The sequence below is a fragment of the Limibacillus sp. MBR-115 genome (assembly GCF_040549425.1).
GTDB classification, from domain to species: Bacteria; Pseudomonadota; Alphaproteobacteria; order Kiloniellales; family CECT-8803; genus Limibacillus; species Limibacillus halophilus.
This window is the reverse complement of record NZ_JBEPTJ010000004.1, coordinates 143,506-159,891: the sequence shown is the minus strand read 5'-3', so window position 1 is coordinate 159,891 and position 16,386 is coordinate 143,506. Positions and strand designations below refer to the sequence as shown.

At 58.7% G+C, this 16,386-nt stretch carries 14 protein-coding genes and 1 tRNA gene; 3 read left to right on the top strand and 12 right to left on the bottom strand.

Going from position 1 to position 16,386, the window contains the following annotated elements; all coding sequences use genetic code 11:
* Window positions 1-10: 10 nt before the first annotated feature.
* The 7 genes from ABIE63_RS10455 to acnA are packed head-to-tail and all read right to left on the bottom strand — an operon-like array spanning window position 11 to window position 8,417.
* A complete protein-coding gene (locus ABIE63_RS10455) occupies window positions 11-1,384 on the bottom strand; it encodes an amidohydrolase family protein (protein ID WP_354504420.1) in 1,374 nt (457 codons plus the stop codon).
* Window positions 1,385-1,771 carry a nuclear transport factor 2 family protein gene (locus tag ABIE63_RS10450; RefSeq protein WP_183416934.1) on the bottom strand — a complete coding sequence of 129 codons (387 nt, stop codon included), beginning with the start codon at window positions 1,769-1,771 and terminating at the stop codon, window positions 1,385-1,387.
* Window positions 1,772-1,777: 6 nt separating this feature from the next.
* A complete protein-coding gene (locus ABIE63_RS10445) occupies window positions 1,778-2,569 on the bottom strand; it encodes an ABC transporter permease (protein WP_354504419.1) in 792 nt (263 codons plus the stop codon).
* 1 nt (window position 2,570) lies between these two features.
* Window positions 2,571-3,497 carry an ABC transporter permease gene (locus ABIE63_RS10440; protein WP_183416936.1) on the bottom strand — a complete coding sequence of 309 codons (927 nt, stop codon included), beginning with the start codon at window positions 3,495-3,497 and terminating at the stop codon, window positions 2,571-2,573.
* A 32-nt stretch (window positions 3,498-3,529) separates the two neighbouring features.
* Window positions 3,530-4,552, bottom strand: a complete 1,023-nt coding sequence (locus ABIE63_RS10435) for an extracellular solute-binding protein (RefSeq protein WP_354504418.1) — start codon at window positions 4,550-4,552, stop codon at window positions 3,530-3,532.
* A gap of 44 nt (window positions 4,553-4,596) precedes the next feature.
* On the bottom strand, window positions 4,597-5,655 hold the full coding sequence (locus tag ABIE63_RS10430) for an ABC transporter ATP-binding protein (RefSeq protein WP_354504417.1): 1,059 nt from the start codon (window positions 5,653-5,655) through the stop codon (window positions 4,597-4,599).
* The gene (gene acnA, locus ABIE63_RS10425; RefSeq protein WP_354504415.1) at window positions 5,652-8,417 is read right to left on the bottom strand and encodes an aconitate hydratase AcnA; all 2,766 of its coding nucleotides are present in this window, start codon (window positions 8,415-8,417) and stop codon (window positions 5,652-5,654) included. The genes ABIE63_RS10430 and acnA overlap by 4 nt, the downstream gene beginning before the upstream one ends.
* Before the next feature lie 184 nt (window positions 8,418-8,601).
* Here acnA and ABIE63_RS10420 point away from each other — a divergent pair, with 184 nt between their 5' ends.
* Both ABIE63_RS10420 and ABIE63_RS10415 read left to right on the top strand, forming a co-directional pair.
* Window positions 8,602-9,273: a GntR family transcriptional regulator gene (locus ABIE63_RS10420; RefSeq protein ID WP_354504414.1), complete on the top strand. Its 672-nt coding sequence runs from the start codon at window positions 8,602-8,604 to the stop codon at window positions 9,271-9,273.
* Window positions 9,274-9,306: 33 nt separating this feature from the next.
* Window positions 9,307-10,206: an isocitrate lyase/PEP mutase family protein gene (locus ABIE63_RS10415; protein ID WP_354504413.1), complete on the top strand. Its 900-nt coding sequence runs from the start codon at window positions 9,307-9,309 to the stop codon at window positions 10,204-10,206.
* A gap of 146 nt (window positions 10,207-10,352) precedes the next feature.
* Here ABIE63_RS10415 and ABIE63_RS10410 read toward each other — a convergent pair.
* Both ABIE63_RS10410 and ABIE63_RS10405 read right to left on the bottom strand, forming a co-directional pair.
* Window positions 10,353-10,429: transfer RNA gene (locus ABIE63_RS10410), tRNA-Arg, on the bottom strand.
* A gap of 243 nt (window positions 10,430-10,672) precedes the next feature.
* Window positions 10,673-12,346: a formate--tetrahydrofolate ligase gene (locus ABIE63_RS10405; protein WP_183417474.1), complete on the bottom strand. Its 1,674-nt coding sequence runs from the start codon at window positions 12,344-12,346 to the stop codon at window positions 10,673-10,675.
* 223 nt (window positions 12,347-12,569) lie between these two features.
* Between ABIE63_RS10405 and gpt the strand changes: the two genes are divergently transcribed.
* Window positions 12,570-13,055, top strand: coding sequence for a xanthine phosphoribosyltransferase (gene gpt, locus ABIE63_RS10400; protein ID WP_322091269.1), 486 nt, complete (start codon window positions 12,570-12,572; stop codon window positions 13,053-13,055).
* Here gpt and panC read toward each other — a convergent pair.
* From panC to ABIE63_RS10385, 3 genes are all read right to left on the bottom strand, one after another.
* Window positions 13,052-13,921, bottom strand: a complete 870-nt coding sequence (gene panC / locus ABIE63_RS10395; RefSeq protein WP_354504412.1) for a pantoate--beta-alanine ligase — start codon at window positions 13,919-13,921, stop codon at window positions 13,052-13,054. The two genes, gpt and panC, sit on opposite strands and share 4 nt — an antisense overlap.
* Before the next feature lie 109 nt (window positions 13,922-14,030).
* The gene (locus tag ABIE63_RS10390) at window positions 14,031-14,783 is read right to left on the bottom strand and encodes a cyclic nucleotide-binding domain-containing protein (protein WP_354504411.1); all 753 of its coding nucleotides are present in this window, start codon (window positions 14,781-14,783) and stop codon (window positions 14,031-14,033) included.
* An 86-nt stretch (window positions 14,784-14,869) separates the two neighbouring features.
* The gene (locus tag ABIE63_RS10385) at window positions 14,870-16,288 is read right to left on the bottom strand and encodes a HAMP domain-containing sensor histidine kinase (RefSeq protein ID WP_354504410.1); all 1,419 of its coding nucleotides are present in this window, start codon (window positions 16,286-16,288) and stop codon (window positions 14,870-14,872) included.
* Window positions 16,289-16,386 lie beyond the last annotated feature (98 nt).

The following is a 16,386-nucleotide window of genomic DNA, read 5'->3' as shown; positions in this document are numbered from 1 at the left end:
AGATAGTCTCCTAGCGTTGGTGCTTGGGCAGGCGCGGCAGGTAGTGGCCGGTGCCGTCAATCGCCGCGTCCGTCAATTTTCCGTTCTCGGCAAGCAGGCGCCCACGCGAGAAAGTCATGGTCGGCCAACCGCGCAAACTGCGCCCCTCGAATGGCGAATAGTCGGAATAGGACAGCAGATTCGCGGGATCGACGACCCGTTCCAGATCAGGATCGACGACGACGATATCGGCGTCCGCGCCGGGCGTCAGCGTGCCCTTGCCGTGCATATTGTAGGTACGTGCGGCCGTTCGACTGGCCACCATAGCCAACACCTCCGGCGGCACCTGCCGCTGATGGTAGCCGGCCTCCATGAGGATCGGCAGGAAGGTCGCCACGCCCGGAAGGCCGTTCGACGCCGACCAAACGGACTTTTCCTTGGTCGCACGCTTGCGCGGCACGTGATCGGTTCCAACGGTCGTTACGGTACCATCGAGAATACCCTCCCAGAGCGCATCGACATCGTCCTGACTTCGGAGTGGCGGATTGGCCTTTGCCAACACACCCGCCGGGTCGTGCTTGTCGGTGAAAAGGTAGTGGGGGCAGGTCTCGACGTACATCGGCGGTCCACCGGCATAGCGGTGACGTCTGACCTCATCCAGCGCTTCCTTGGAGCTCAAATGGACAATGTTGACGGCACAGCCCGTCTTGCGGGCGAAGTAGCAGACCCTGTGCACATTCTCGGCTTCCAGGAAATCCGGGCTTTGCTCATCCCAAGCCACCAGGTCGTCTCGACCCTCGGCACGCAGCGGGTCGCGCAGATAGGGAATCACTTCGACGTTCTCGCAGTGAACGCCCAGGATGGCCCCGGGCAAAGCCGCCGTTTCGCGCATTGCGGCGAAAAGCAAGCCATCGTCGATGTCCGTGAATCCCTTCGCGAGCCCCGCCTGCCCCTTGTACATCATGTACATTTTGTAGGAGCTGACACCGAAGCGTTCATAACATTCCGCCAATGTTTTGACGTGCAGGTCATTGGTCAGCCCGAGGTGATACGAGAAATCGATCACGCTCTGCGATTCGGCGCGCGTGCGCTCCGCATCGAAGCCCTCACGAAAATCCTTGGTGCGATAAAAAGAAATAACCGACGTGACCCCGCCCAGCGCCGCCGAGCGTGATTCCGTGCGGAAATCATTCTCCGGATCGCCAAAGCCAAAATGAACATGGGGATCGATGATGCCGGGCATGATCCATTGCCCCTGGCAATCGATACTGCGGGCAGCATCGAATTCCTCGCCAAGCGCCGCCGTCAGCACGATCTTGCCGTCTCGGATTCCCAAGCCGCCTGGTAGCGCCCCTTCGCCTGGGAAAACCAACAGGCCGTTCTTGAGGAACAGGTCGAGTTTCATTCAGTTTCGCCCTCCGCGCGCCAAACGATGTTCTCCGGAATCGTTCCAAACCCACTGTGACTGGATTTTGCCGTCGCGTATCTCGAAACGATCAATAAACCGAATGCCGTCGAACGCTTCTCCGTCCGGCCAGACCCCATGGAGCGTTCCATAGCAGTAGGCGATTGTAGCATCGCCCGCAGGGCAAAGATCGACACCCTCGATGGTCTTGCCGATCCGCTGATAGCGGCCTTTCGAATTGGTCACCAGTTGCTCGAGTGACGGCGGGCGCTTGCCGCCCGGGAACAGCATAACCATGTCCTCGGCGAGGAATGCCTTTGCCCGAGGCAAATCCCGCGCCTCGACGGCGGCCAAATAATCCCTGGCGATCTTCTCAGCGCTTTCCACGACGCCTTATCCTTTCTGTCCAAATACCCGATCAAGCCCAAAGGCCCGTTCCAAGCCGACCACCAGCAAGTAAGCAAAGATAATGAGCAGCGTCGAAACGGCCGCGATCATCGGATCAATTGCGAATTCTATGTAGGTGAAGATACGGATCGGCAGGGTGGTCACGTCCGGCCCGGTGAGGAAGATGGAGATCGTCACCTGATCGAACGAAACGATGAAAGCAAATATGATACTGACCAAAATTGCTGGAGCAATGGCCGGCATCACGACCTGGAAGAGAACGCGAAGCGGCTTCGCACCCAGGCTCTCCGCCGCTTCCGCCAACGACGTATCCAACCCGACGATCGCCGCCCCGACGGTCCGAATGACATAGGGCAAGGTGATCAGCGTATGACCGATCACCAGACCAAGCATGTTCGAGGGAATTTCAAGCAACCTGATGAACTGAAACAGCGCCACGCCGGTAACCACCGTCGGTAGGATCAGGGGCGACATCAGGAACGCCCTGAAGAACTCGCGTCCGACAAAATTCTCCCGCGCCATGGCGATGGCCGCTATGGTTCCCAGCAATGTCGCCGCCACCGTCGCTGCAACGGCAAGAACCAGGGAATCCACAAAAGATCGAAGGAAGTCTTCGCGCCCCATAAGTTTTTCGTACCACTGAAGGGTAAAGCCCTCCGGCGGGAATGTGATGTGCGGTGCCTCGGTAAAAGAACCGGCTACGATGATAACCAGCGGGCCTAGCAGGAAAATCAGCGTGCAAGTTGTCCAAAGGGCAAGGGCGGTGCGTCCGATCATGTCACACCTCCTGCCGGAAAAGGCGCGCATGAAGCAGTATAACGATCATGTTCATGGCCAACAGAACGAAGACGAGGGCCGAGCCGAGCGGCCAGTTCACGGAAAAAGTAAACTGCTCGTAGATCAGCGTGCTGACCGTCGAAACGTGACCGCCACCCAATAGCGCAGGGGTGACGAACGCGCTAATCGAAAAGCAAAACACCAGGATTGAGCCGGCGCCGACACCCGCCCAGGTCAAAGGCCAGACAACATCGGTGAAGATACGCAATACCGAAGCGCCCAGGCTCTCGGCGGCCTCGATTACTTGCGACGACAAGCTTTCCATGACACTGACGAGTGAAAGCACCATGAACGGCAGAGTGACATGGCCCAAGCCCACAACGACGGTCCAAAAGTTGTTACTAAGGGGCAGTGGCGTTCCAACCAACCCCCAGTCCAAAAGCCAGCCGTTGATAATGCCGTTATCTCCCAATAGGGCCAGCCAGCCGTAAGTGCGAACGACCAAGTTGATCAGCAAAGGCGATAAAACCGCGGCCAGCAGAAAGCTCTTCATACGCGGGCCGCAGCGGGCGATCTGCCAGGCGATGGGGTATCCCACAATCAAGGTGAAGAAAGTCACAGCCAGGCCCAGCCAAATGGTCTCGCCGACAATCTGCAGATAAAAGGTGTCGGATAGCAGTTTTGCGTAATTGTCCAACGCGAAGGCTTCGCGAAACACAAACATCGCGTCGTACTTGTTGAAGCTCATACGCAAGAGATAAAGGTAAGGAAGCACCAGCCCCAGAATGTAGAGCATCGCGATGGGCGAAAGCTGGAAGAACCGTCGCCAAAGGGTCCGCCCACGCGCGGCGGCCTCCAGGCTTGGAGCTTCGGAAGAAGTCTGTCCTCCCTCCGTAGTCCCATCAACGGTAGTCGGCTCTCGCACCATCGCGTCTACTCCAACTCTATTCTCAGACCCGTTCAGCCCGTGAAGGCCTTGTTCCACTGCTCAAGCAGCTCCGACTTGCGCGGGTTCAAGACGGACCAATCCGCAAAGCGCAGGCTGTTGACCTTGTCGGCGCCATAAACATGCTTGGCCGCAAGATCCGCATCCATGGTGACCGTCGTGTTGGACGGGCTGTACAGATTGGATACGAAGGCATCCTGATACTCAGCGCCCATGACCCGGTTCGCCCAATCGAGCGCTGCGGCCTTGTTGCTGGTGTTCTTCGGAATCTGCACACCGGTACGCATGCCGTAGGTGCCCTCTGAAGGCGTGGTGAAGGCGACGCTGACACCGTCGTCCATCAGAAGCTGGATCCGATGACGATAGAAGAGAGCGGCATCCATCTCACCTTGCTGGAACTTGCCGAAACCGTCGGTGACGCCTTTGTAGATCTTCATGTTGGGCAGGTCTTTGAGCGCTTGGAAGCCCGGGTCGAGATTCTCGACACTACCGCCATTCAACTCCGCTGCAATCTGCAGGAAGATCATGCCGTAGGTCGAAGAAATATGCGGCACACCGACCGTGATCCCATCTTGCCATAGATCGGCCCAGGACTTCGGTGCGTCCATCTTCTCGGGGTTGTAGGCGCAGGTAAACTCGTAGACCGTACTGGTGTACTGCGGGACGGCCGGTGGCTTACAGATATCATAGACATTAGCGATATTGGGTGTAGCGCCGGTGTCCATCGGTTCCCAAAGGCCCGCCGTCTCACCGAAAATCGCCTCGTCTTCGTTGACGTAGATCAGATCGAACGGCGGATTGGCCTTCGACGCTATGATCTTCGGGATAAACTTGGAACCCCAACCCAGTTCCTTCTGGACCGTGACATCATTGGCCGACTCAAACGCCGGAATAACACTGGCATCCAAAATTTCTGAGTAAAGGCCGCCAAAGGTGCCAATCACAAAGTTAGAGGCGGCAAAAGCAGGGCGCAGCGTCGTCAAAGCGGTAGCCGCCGCCGCACTGCCTGCAAGAAAATCTCTCCGAGAAACGTTCATAAATCTATCCTCCGCTGTCGTGGTTAACCGAAAATTCGTCCGAATCACCGTGCTTCCATCACTTTGCAACGCGCGGCATCGGCTCGGGCTATCACCCTGGCTCCGACCGCCACACCCTCGGCTTCGCCCGGTGACAGCAAAGCCTTGATCACTCCATCCCTATAGTTGGCCATGACCTCAACATAGAGGCCGAGATAACGGTGCGAGATCACCTCCAGACCCTCGGTGCCGACGGTAGGCTCCAGCGTGATGTCCTCGGCCTGTACAAAGACAGTGACGTCCTCGTCGGCTCCCGTGCCCGGCGGCTGACCAAGCGAAAAGTCGCAACCCGCCCCAAGGTCGATTGCGGTCTTTCCGTTCTCGCCGGCTAGGACTCTTCCTTTAAGCACATTGCCACTGCCGATGAACTCGGCAGCCCAGGGAGTCCGGGGCGCTGTAAAAATCTCCTTTGGTGTGCCGAGCTGCTCCAGCTCGCCGTCGCGCATGATCGCAATGCGATCAGCCATGGCCATCGCCTCTTCCTGGTCGTGAGTCACGAAGACCGCCGTCACGCCCAGTCGCTTTTGCAAGAGTTGCAACTCAGTCTGCATCTGGATGCGGAGCTTCTTGTCGAGCGCACCCAGAGGCTCATCGAGCAATAGAATGTTGGGCTCGATCACCAGGGCTCTGGCCAGCGCCACCCGCTGCTGCTGCCCGCCGGAAAGCTGGCGCGGTTTCCGGTCGGCAAACTGCCCTAGGCCAACCATATCCAGCGCCCGTTTGACGCGATCGTTGATCTCCGAACCGGGCACGGCGCGGCATTTCATGCCGAAGGCGACGTTCTCCGCCGCCGTCATGTGCGGAAAGAGTGCAAAGTGTTGAAACACCATGCCTAGGTTGCGCTCGCGCGGCTTCAAGCGCAGCACGTCCTGCCCGCCAATCCTTATGCTGCCTTTACGCGGGTGGACAAATCCGGCGATGGACCTGAGCAAGGAGGTTTTCCCACAACCCGACGGTCCGACAAGAGCTAGAAAATCGCCTTCGCCGATTGAAAGGTCGACACCGCGCAGCGCATGAAACGCGCCATACCAAAGATGCAGATTGTTGATTTCCAGCGAACTCACGTTGCCGTGCCTCCATTCGGATGATGATCTGGCCCCCCAGCGGCGCTCTTCAGAAAGTCCTTGAGCACCGAGGCAAATATTCCCCCGTCTTCCAACAAGCGCCGCTCGCTGTCTCCCGCCAACACCGGTCGTACGGTGAAGGTGACAACCTTGCCGTCCGCCTTCTCCGCCACGACCTCGACCGGGCTGCCGCTTTGGACACTCGTGGCGATCCCTGACAGCGTAAAAATCTCGCTGCCATCCAGGCCCAGCAAGCGCCAGCCGATCCCGGGCTCGAAGGCCAAGGGCAGAATGCCCATGCCGACCAGATTGGAGCGGTGAATGCGCTCGAACGATTCTGCTATTACGGCCTTCACGCCCAGCAGAGCCGGGCCTTTAGCCGCCCAGTCACGGCTGGACCCCATGCCGTAGTCGCGACCGGCCAATACGATCATCGGGGTTCTCTCCCAGCGGTACTGCCGGGCCGCTTCAAAGATCGGCATTTCCTCGCCGTCGGGATACTTCCGGGTAAAACCACCCTCGCGGACACCTTGCATCAGATTCTTGATGCGGGGATTGGCGAAGGTCGCGCGCATCAGGACTTCGTGATTGCCCCGCCTTTGCGTATAGGCATTGAAATCACGTTCCTTCACGCCCTGGTCGGCCAGATACTGCCCGGCGAGGCTGCTTGGAGAGATTGCGCCAGAAGGTGTCACATGATCAGTCGTGAGTGAGTCGCCGAAAAGACAGAGGGCGCGTACGTTGAGCAAACTGTCAGGCAACGCCCTTTCCAACGTTTCCTTCGCAGCGTCGAAGAATGGCGGCCGAAGCAAGTAGCTGGACGTTTCTGGCCACGCAAACAGTGGCCCTTCAGGCGCTTCAAGGTCACGCCACAACGCGGTTCCCTCATAGAGCGTCGCATAGTTCTCGCGATAGAGTTCGGGTCGACCGACGTGAGCGACAAGCGCCTCGACTTCCGCGTCCGAAGGCCAGATATCGCGCAGGAACACCGGTTGCCCGTTGTCGGTTTGGCCCAGGGGTTCGACCTGAGGATCAAGATTGATGCGCCCGGCCAAAGCGTAGGCAACCACCAACGGCGGCGATGCGAGATAACTTGCACGCACTTGAGGGTGGATGCGGGCCTCGAAGTTTCGATTGCCGGAAAGGATTGCAGCGAGAACCGCGCCTTCCTCCTCTGCCGCAGCGGCCAAAGCCGGTGCGATCTCGCCAGACTTTCCGCTACAGGTAGTGCAACCGTAACCGACGACGTGAAACCCCAACGCTTCGAGATCGTCAATCAACCCGCTTTGGGCGAGATAGCGCGTGACAACGCGCGAGCCCGGCGCCAGCGAGGTCTTCACATGACCCGGCACGCTCAATCCCATGCGCCTGGCTTTGCGGGCCAGAAGCCCGGCGGCCAGCATGACCGAGGGGTTGGAAGTGTTCGTGCAAGACGTAATCGCGGCGATCGCCAAAGTTCCGTGCGGCGTGGCAGTGCTCTTGGAAGCCGCAGCGAAGCCGCCGTCTTCCTTCGACTTGGCCAAGCTCGCGTTAAAATCCGCGGCAGCGGCGGAGAGCGACCGACGGTCCTGCGGGCGGCGCGGACCGGCCAAGCAAGGCTCGGCCTCAGACACATCAATCTCGATGATCGCGCTATATTGGGGGATCGGTGCGTCTTCCTCACGGTAAAGTCCGCTTGCCTTCGCGTACTCCTGAACCAAGGCAATCTGCTCATGGCTTCTGCCGCTCTGCTCTAGGTAGGCAATGGTCTGGCCGTCGATCGGGAAAAAGCCGCAGGTCGCTCCATATTCGGGCGCCATGTTCGCCAATGTTGCGCGCTGCGGCACGGTCAGCGCTGCTGCCGCCTCGCCGAAATACTCAACGAAGTCACCGACTACACCGACCGACCGCAGTTTCTCAGTGACCAACAACACGAGATCCGTCGTGGTCACGCCTTCACGCATCTTTCCGGTGAGCCGTACACCCACGACACGAGGCAGCTTTACCATGTACGGGCGCCCCAGAAGGGCCGCTTCCGCCTCTATGCCGCCGACCCCCCATGCCAGCAGACCCAGGGCATTGACCATGGGGGTATGGGAGTCGCAACCAAGGACGAATTCCGGGAACACCACCTCACCATCGGGGCCGGATGCGCGACCGACGACGTTTGAAAGCCGCTCAAGATGTATTTGGTGAATGATGCCCATCCCTGGCGGCACCACCCGCAGGCTTTTGAAGGCTCCTTGCGCCCATTTGAAGAACCGGTAGCGCTCGGCGTTGCGCTCGTATTCGCGCCGCTCGTTATAGGCTGCAGCTTCCGCCGTGCCGGCGCGATCGACGATCAAGGAGTGGTCAATTATCAGATCGACGGGAATGACGGGCTCGACTCCGTCAATAGGCAAACCTTCTTCCGCCAGTGCATCGCGAAGCGCCGCAAGATCCATCAGCGCCGGAAGCCCGCTAGAATCAGGCAGGACAATGCGCGCGACCCGTAAGGGAACCGTGCAATCCTCCGGCACGCCATTCCAGCGCAAAAGCGCCTCCAGCGCCGCGGCGGCGTCGCTATCTTCCTCTGCTGCGCGCGCTACGTTCTCAAGCAGAATGCGAAGGGAATAGGGAAGCGTACTGATCGCGGCTTCCTGAAGCCGCCGCAAGTCAACGAAACGGCACGCCCCAAAATCCCCGTCGAGGTCCTGTTTCGCCACGGCGACCACCCCACCCCTTTCCTTTAGAAAGGACGTCCAGGGCACTGTAATGTTTCCTGCTGAGCGACTGCTCGACATACTTGCCTCATGCTTCGTCAAGCGCAAGGTAGCCAAGGATTTTAGGAAGTGTCAACACTAATAGGGTCATAATGCATTATGGTACAATTTAGTAGGAGCGGCAAAAAGTACCCACAGTAAAACCATTGACCATCGTAGCATGGGTCGGTAATCATTAAAAACTGTTGACAGTTAGAGTTGAGCCATGAACGTCGATACTCCTCAAAGCACACTGGCGGAACAGGCATTCGAACAGATATTCGACCTCATCCTGACGGGGGAGCTCCCGTTGGGCGGAATCGTCAATGAGGCCAATCTGGCGCAGCGCTTTTCGATCAGCCGCGGTCCCGTGCGCGAGGCGGTACAGCGCCTCCAGGGCCTGCGGCTCGTTACCCGCGAGCCCTACATGCGCGCACGGGTCGTGCAGCTTTCCGGGCGCGATTTGGTGGAGATATTTCAACTCCGCCAGGGTGTCGAAGGGATGGCTTGCAGATTAGCTAGCCAAGCCATGCGGGACACGGACCTGCAGCAGCTCCTCGACGATTTGGAGCAGTCGCGGAACGGTCAGGGTGCGACACCTGAGATCCTCGATATCCATGTGCGCATCGCCAAGGGCAGCGGCAACAAGCGTATCGTCAGCCTGCTGTGCGGAGATCTCTACCACCTAATGCGGATTTACCGTTTTCGCTCGGGGTCAGAACCGGGACGGCGAGGTAAAGCCTTCGAGGAGCACTGGCAGATCGTGAGAGCAATGCGCTCGCGCGACCCCGATCTTGCCGAATCGCTGATGCGCGCGCACATCGGGCGGGCGACAGAGACTTTGTTGGCGTCTCTCAATGATATCGAGGCCCCCTTGCGCCTCGTCACCGAAACGTAAGGGCTCACCAAGAAAAAGAGATGGAAAGCTTTCATGACTAAAACCAAACGCCTGCGTGATCTGCTTGCCGCCGATGGCATTCTCGTTTCACCGGGAGTCTATGACGGTTACAGCGTCCGCCTTGTCGAGCAGATGGGCTTCAAGACCGCCTGCACAACGGGCGCGGGCATGGCTAATTCGCGGCTGGGTGTTCCCGATGTCGGTATCATGGGGCTTTCCGACAATGTCGAGGCCTGTCGCATGATTGCGCGCAGCGTCGACATTCCCGTCATGGCGGATGCCGATACGGGGTACGGCAGCCCCGTGACGGTGTTCCACACGGCCCGCTATTTTGAGGAAGCGGGTGTCGCAGGGATCAACATCGAAGACCAGGTGAATCCCAAGCGTTGCGGCCACATGCAGGGCAAGGAAGTGATTGATGCCCGCGAGATGGCCCGGAAGGTAGAGGCTGCTTGCGACGCCCGGCGCGACGATGATTTCGTCATCCTCGCCCGCACCGATGCTATTGCCGTCGAAGGGCTGGAGGGCGCCATTCGCCGCGCCAAACTCTATGCCAAAGCGGGCGCGGATCTGATTTTCGCCGACGCGATCGCGACCGAGGATCAAATCAAGCAGCTCGTTGATTCCGTTGATGTGCCTGTTTCGGTCAATATGGGCTTTGGCATCCGGGCACGGCCCACCACGCCGCTAATCTCCGTCAAGCGCCTGGCCGAGTTGGGGGTCAAGCGCGTGACCCTGCCACGCATGCTCCCGGCGGCTGCGATCATGGCGATGAAGCAGGCGCTCCAAATATTTCAGGATGCGACCCAAGCGGGCGAAACCGTTGACCGCCGCGACCTGCTCGTCGGTATCGATGACATTTGGGAGCTGATCGGCCAACCCCAGGTCAAGGAGCTGGAGAAGCGCTACATGACCCTGGAGGGTATCGGCTGACCGTCATATCAAGAATCGGGGGAGGGAACAGGGGCGGCATCGGGGGAGCCGCCCCTGTTGCTTTTGGGGCCGCGCGCCGCCGCCTTGCAACGACAGCGCAATCGCTTTACGGCCTGCGCTTAACAACTGAAATGTACGGAATTAAATGGCGCGCCCGGGAAGACTCGAACTCCCAACCTTCTGATCCGTAGTCAGACGCTCTATCCAATTGAGCTACGGGCGCTTAGCCACGAGGGGCGGAACTGCAAAAACAAAACCTGTTCCGCTGCCGTCAGAAGCCGCGGAGTGATAGCAGAAGGGATTAGCCCCTGCAAGGGTCAAAGACCGCTTTTTCGCCCCTTCCCGTCCTATGCCTGCCGTTACCTTTGCCAGGCTGGGGGGACTAAAAAGAAAGCGGCCCTGCCTGATCCTCCAAAGAGTCCCGGCAGAGCCGCTGCCTTGCAACAACAGACTTTTCAGCGAACGCCTAGAACAGACCCTCGATCTGGCCGTTGGCATCCAGCTTGATGTTATGGGCGGAGGGTACACGCGGCAGGCCCGGCATGGTCATGATCTCGCCACAGATGGCAACGACGAATCCCGCCCCCGCCGAAAGACGGAGCTCCCGCACCGGAACCACATGCCCGGATGGTGCGCCTTTCAGGTTGGGATCGGTCGAGAAGGAGTACTGAGTCTTGGCCATGCACACCGGCAGGTCTCCATAGCCCATATCTTCAAGTTCCTTGAAGCGATTGCGAACTGCCTTGTCGGCAATGATGTCGCTGGCGCCGTAGAGCCTGGTAGCGATGGTCTTAACCTTGTCCCAAAGCGGCATGTCATCAGGATAGATCGGCGAGAAATTGGCGGTCTGGCTATCGACAACCCGCACAACCTCGTGCGCCAGCTCCTCGGTGCCCTTCGATCCCTCGGCCCAGTGGTTGCAGAGAATAGCCTTGGCGCCCTGTGTCTTGGCGACCTCTTGTACAGCTGCAACCTCGGCATCCGTATCCGCGGAGAAACGATTGATCGCAACCACCACCGGCACGCCGAATGACTTCACGTTCGCCAGATGGCGCGCAAGGTTCGAACAACCCTTCTTTACGGCCTCGACATTCTCCTGGCCCAGGTTTTCCTTCGCAACGCCGCCGTGCATCTTGAGGGCACGGATGGTCGCCACGACAACGGCGGCTGCCGGCTTCAAGCCTGCCTTACGGCATTTGATATCAAAGAATTTCTCGGCGCCCAGATCGGCACCGAATCCGGCTTCCGTCACCACATAATCGGCCAGCTTGAGCGCCGTCCGGGTGGCAATAACAGAGTTGCAACCATGGGCAATGTTGGCGAAGGGTCCGCCGTGGATGAAAGCTGGGTTGTTTTCCAAGGTCTGCACAAGGTTCGGCGAGATGGCATCCTTCAACAACACAGCCATGGGGCCCGGCGCCATCAAATCGCCCGCTGTCACCGGCGATTTATCGCGGCGCTGCGCGACCACGATCCGCGACAGGCGCTCGGTCAGGTCGTTGAGGTCCTTGGCGAGGCAGAAAATTGCCATGACTTCGGACGCCACAACGATATCGAAGCCGTCTTCTCGCGGGAAGCCGTTGGAAACGCCGCCCAGGGAACTGACGATCGAACGCAGCGAGCGGTCGTTCATGTCCACCACCCGGCGCCACGACACCCGGCGCAGGTCGATACCGAGCTCGTTACCCCAATAGATGTGGTTATCGATCAGCGCGGACAGCAGGTTGTGGGCGATGCCTATGGCATGGAAGTCGCCGGTAAAGTGGAGGTTGATATCCTCCATCGGCACAACCTGGGCATAGCCGCCGCCAGCGGCGCCACCCTTCATGCCGAAGCAAGGCCCCTGGCTTGGCTCGCGTAAACAGATCGCCGCCTTCTTGCCGATGCGATTCAGGCCATCGCCCAGGCCCACGGTGGTGGTGGTCTTGCCTTCACCAGCCGGGGTTGGCGTAATCGCCGTTACCAGGATCAGCTTGCCATCGGGCTTACTGTCCAGGGAGTTGATGAAATCAAAGGAAAGCTTGCCCTTGTAGGGGCCGTACTGCAGCACCTGATCGGCGGGAATACCCAATTTGCTGCCGATTTCGGTGATCGGTTGCATCGTCGCTTCACGTGCGATTTCGATATCGCTCTTGGCCATGGTCTCTTTCCCTTCATCGAATCCTTGCGCCAAACATAAAGGGCGGGCCATTAGCACCCGCCCGGCACTTCGCTGTGGTTGTCACAGGACGCGACATTCCCTTCTTGCCTGCAAGCGGCGTTCGCACGCCTGTTAGCGCTTACCCAAGACGACATCTCCTCTTGCCTTTACCCGCGCCAATCGTGAAAAAGAAGCTATCCGGTCACAATCGAGAGGAGCCAGCATCGTGAATGAATCAGCAGCGCCCAATAAAACCTTCCCGGTTTCCTGGGAAGAGCTTCACCGCCATTCAAAGGCTCTCGCTTGGCGACTGCTGGAAACCCTCAATCCCGTTGGGATCGTGGCCGTCACGCGCGGCGGATTGGTGCCTGCCGCCATCGTGGCCCGCGAGCTTGACGTTCGCTTGATCGACACCCTTTGCATTGCCAGCTACGACGACCAGAAGCAGGGCGATCTAACTGTGTTGAAGGGCATCGAAGGCGATGGCGAGGGGTGGCTGATCGTTGATGACCTGGTGGATACGGGCAAAACCGCGCGCGCGGTACGGGCGATGCTGCCAAAAGCCCATTTTGCAACTGTTTACGCCAAGCCGGCCGGGCGTCCTCTCGTGGACAGTTTCGTTACGGAAGTCAGCCAGGATACCTGGATTCTGTTCCCCTGGGACACGGAACCCATGTCGGTACCGCCGATCGTCAGCCGCAAAGGCTAGTCACCTCGACCTTCCGGCTGACGATCGATGATCGGGAGATTATCGATCAAGCGCACCGCACCCAACCAAGCCGCGGCAAACAGTCGGCTCGGCCGGTCTGCCCGTTCCAAGGGCCGTAGCAGGTTGGAATCTCTGAGTTCCAGGTACTCAATCCGCTCGAATCCAGCGGCCGAAAGACTTTTGCGCCCTGCCTCGAGCACCGGTTCTGCGGCAGTCGTCCCATCGGCCAGTTGCGCCGCCATCTCCGTTAAAACTGCAAACAGTTTCGGCGCAGCCCGGCGTTGCTGGTCCGTTAACAGCCGATTGCGTGAAGACATGGCGAGGCCGTCGGGCTCCCGGACTGTTTCGACCGGAACAATGGTAGCGGGAATATCAAGGTCGCGCGTAACCCGTTCTATGATCCGAAGCTGCTGAAAGTCCTTCTCGCCAAAATAGGCCCTGTCGGGCAAGCATTGCAGTAGAAGCTTGCTGACCACGGTAGCAACGCCACCGAAGTGTCCGGGCCTATGGGCCCCGCAGAGGCCCTCGCTTAAGGCGGCTACCATCACACCGGTCGAGAAATGCTCAGGATACATCTCCTCGACAAGCGGCCCGTAGAGGACTTGTACGCCAGCCGTTACCAGTTTCTCCCGGTCCGTCGCTTCGTCCCGTGGGTAGCTGGCAAGATCACCTGGTCGGTCAAACTGCAGCGGATTGACGAAGATAGACACTACGACACGGTCGCAATCTTCAAAGGCTCGCCTGACCAATTGCAGGTGACCCGCATGCAGAGCGCCCATTGTCGGCACTAAGCCAACCGTAAGACCTGCGGCACGCCAATCCGAGACTCGCGCGCGCAGTTCCGCCACTCTCCGAATTGTTTCCAATCCCTCTGGCTCCTGCCTGCTTGTTAAGTGTCGTCCTTATCCCTGGACCAAGCGTGCAGAGCCTAGGTGAAGGCAGGGTTGGGGGCAACCGCTGCTTAACTGTCTGCGATTACATTCCCTCGGCAATATCCTCAAGCTGGTCGATATCGCAAAGCTCTACCAGTCCGCCCGGCAGCAAACGAATCATCTGCGATGATTTCAACTGCGTGAAGGTGCGGCTTACCGTTTCTGTCGTAAGCCCAAGAAAATCGCCGATATCATTGCGGCTCATCGGCAGATGGATCGGATTATCCTGCAACCCGCGCTTACGATAGCGACTGGAAAGGCGCAACAGGAACGACGCTATCTTTTCCTTTGCAGTCTTCCGACCCAGCAGCAGCATCTGTTCCTGCGCAGCCGCCAGTTCATGGCTCGCCACCATCAACATCTGCCGCTCGACGGCCGGGAAATTATCGAGCATCGCTTCAAACTTCTGTCGAGGAAAGCAGCAAAGACGCGCATCCGTAACGGCCTCGGCGCTATAGGCATAGCGCTCCTCGTTCGCCAAACCCAAAAAGTCGCCCGCGATCAGAAACCCTGTGACCTGACGGCGACCGTCCGGCAGAAGTTTGTAGATCTTAACAACTCCCGAGGTCACGTTGAAAACATGCTTGGCGAGATCGCCTTCGTCGAACACTGCATTCGCAGGTTCAAAATGCCTGCGCTTCATAATGGTGGAAAACTCCGCCAGCTCTGCCGGGTTGAGCGGCGCGCAGACCGTCAAGTGACGAACAGCGCAGGCGACACAAGGTGCGGAACTCCGATCAGGACGCGGGCGCGCCTGTTCAAGATTGCGTACGAACCTGACATCGAACGGCGGCATTTTACGCTTTTGTATCCTTTGATATCGTCAACTCTCGACACTAGCCCAGACGCAGACAAAGCGCTACCCGAGCTTAGAAAGCGCCTTCAAGCGGCGTTTTCCTTGCGTTGGACCTCACGCAACGGAATCTCGATCCTAAAACGCGACCCTTCGGCCCCCGTGGATGCTAGTGCCAGCCGTCCACCATGTGCGCGGACAAGGTCGTTTGCAATGCACAGGCCAAGGCCAACACCCCCACGCCGCGCCGAACTCTCAAACGGTTTGAAGATATTTTCCAGCGCGCGCGGCGGAAGCCCAGGTCCGTCGTCCACGACATCGATGGAAAGCCGTCTGTCGCTGCTCTCACAACGTACTGTCACCACCCCTGCCCCCGCTTCGAAGGCGTTGTTTCCTAGGTTGTGCAGCACTCTGTACAGCTGCTCGCGGTCTGCTTCCAACTCCAACCCTTCCGGCACCTCGTTGTTCCAGATGCGATGCTGCGTTTCATCCGCCAGTAATCCCTGCCCCACTTCGTCGATTAAGCCGCGCAATGGAAAGTCTTCAAATTGAGGTCGAGGCGGCTTTTCGGTCGTGTAATCCAATGTTTGCAGGCACAGATTGACTGCACGATCGATCGCAGAGAGCAGTGTCGGCGCGACACGCTTCACCGCAGGATCGTCGATGTCCGCCAGCCTGTCTGATACCAAACGAGCAGTCGCCAGAATGTTTCTGAGGTCGTGAGTGATCTTGGAGACCGCCGTCCCCAGCGCCGCCAAACGGGTTTTTTGCGTCAGCGTGTCGCGCAACACCTCTTGCATGCGTGCAAGCTCACGTTGCGCCAAACCTACTTCGTCCGAGCGATCCGAGGCACGAATCAGGCTGTGTCCGTCCTCCGGATCCCGGCGAAAAGCAATCATGCTTTCCGTGATACGGCGCATGGGCATCACCATCAGCAACTGCAGGCTCAAATAAACCAAAGCCGCTGTGATCAAGGAGATGATCAAGGAAAGTGCGAGGATACGTTGCGAGAATCCCAACATGGCTTCACGCAGCGGCGTTTGGTGCATCACCACCTCAACGATCGCATCCCGATCCTTGGGCGAAGACCCCATGACCCGAATTAAGCGATCTCCTTCACTGGTCAGCACCATGAAGGCATCCCGGATCAACATAAAGAAACCTTGGCTGCTCAGGTCATAACTATCGTCTATCGGCGGCAGTTGGCTATCCATCAACATGAGCTTGCCGGCGCCGGGCTTGGACAGCGCAATACTGCGCGCGCCCACATGCGACAGAAGCTCGCGCTGCAGGTCGGGACCGACCATGAAGTCCGGTGCGGCTTCCAGGGTCAAGATCGCCAAATGCGCCGCACTCAGCTTCTCTTGAAGGTAGGTCAACCTGAATCGACCAATGGAAGGCGCGTAAATGAAGACCTCCGACAGCATCACAAAGAAGATGGTCAGAATCAGCAGGCGTGCCGACAGCCCTCGCAGCAGCGACGGCAATTTGTAGCGCTTGGTCTTCATCCCGACTTTATAGCACGAGAAAAAAGAAAAAGCGCCGCCCGGGGAATGCTTGAGCGGCGCTTTCTCTCGATTGGTGAACGCTGACGCCTTGGAAGACC

Bases quoted from the DNA above. Each gene is read 5' to 3' on its own strand.
- ABIE63_RS10415 (WP_354504413.1), top strand. From the start codon at position 9,307: ATGACTAAAACCAAACGCCTGCGTGATCTGCTTGCCGCCGATGGCATT.
- ABIE63_RS10405 (WP_183417474.1), bottom strand. From the start codon at position 12,346: ATGGCCAAGAGCGATATCGAAATCGCACGTGAAGCGACGATGCAACCG.
- ABIE63_RS10435 (WP_354504418.1), bottom strand. From the start codon at position 4,552: ATGAACGTTTCTCGGAGAGATTTTCTTGCAGGCAGTGCGGCGGCGGCT.
- acnA (WP_354504415.1), bottom strand. From the start codon at position 8,417: ATGTCGAGCAGTCGCTCAGCAGGAAACATTACAGTGCCCTGGACGTCC.
- ABIE63_RS10420 (WP_354504414.1), top strand. From the start codon at position 8,602: ATGAACGTCGATACTCCTCAAAGCACACTGGCGGAACAGGCATTCGAA.
- ABIE63_RS10455 (WP_354504420.1), bottom strand. From the start codon at position 1,384: ATGAAACTCGACCTGTTCCTCAAGAACGGCCTGTTGGTTTTCCCAGGC.
- ABIE63_RS10390 (WP_354504411.1), bottom strand. From the start codon at position 14,783: ATGCCGCCGTTCGATGTCAGGTTCGTACGCAATCTTGAACAGGCGCGC.
- ABIE63_RS10440 (WP_183416936.1), bottom strand. From the start codon at position 3,497: ATGGTGCGAGAGCCGACTACCGTTGATGGGACTACGGAGGGAGGACAG.
- ABIE63_RS10445 (WP_354504419.1), bottom strand. From the start codon at position 2,569: ATGATCGGACGCACCGCCCTTGCCCTTTGGACAACTTGCACGCTGATT.
- ABIE63_RS10385 (WP_354504410.1), bottom strand. From the start codon at position 16,288: ATGAAGACCAAGCGCTACAAATTGCCGTCGCTGCTGCGAGGGCTGTCG.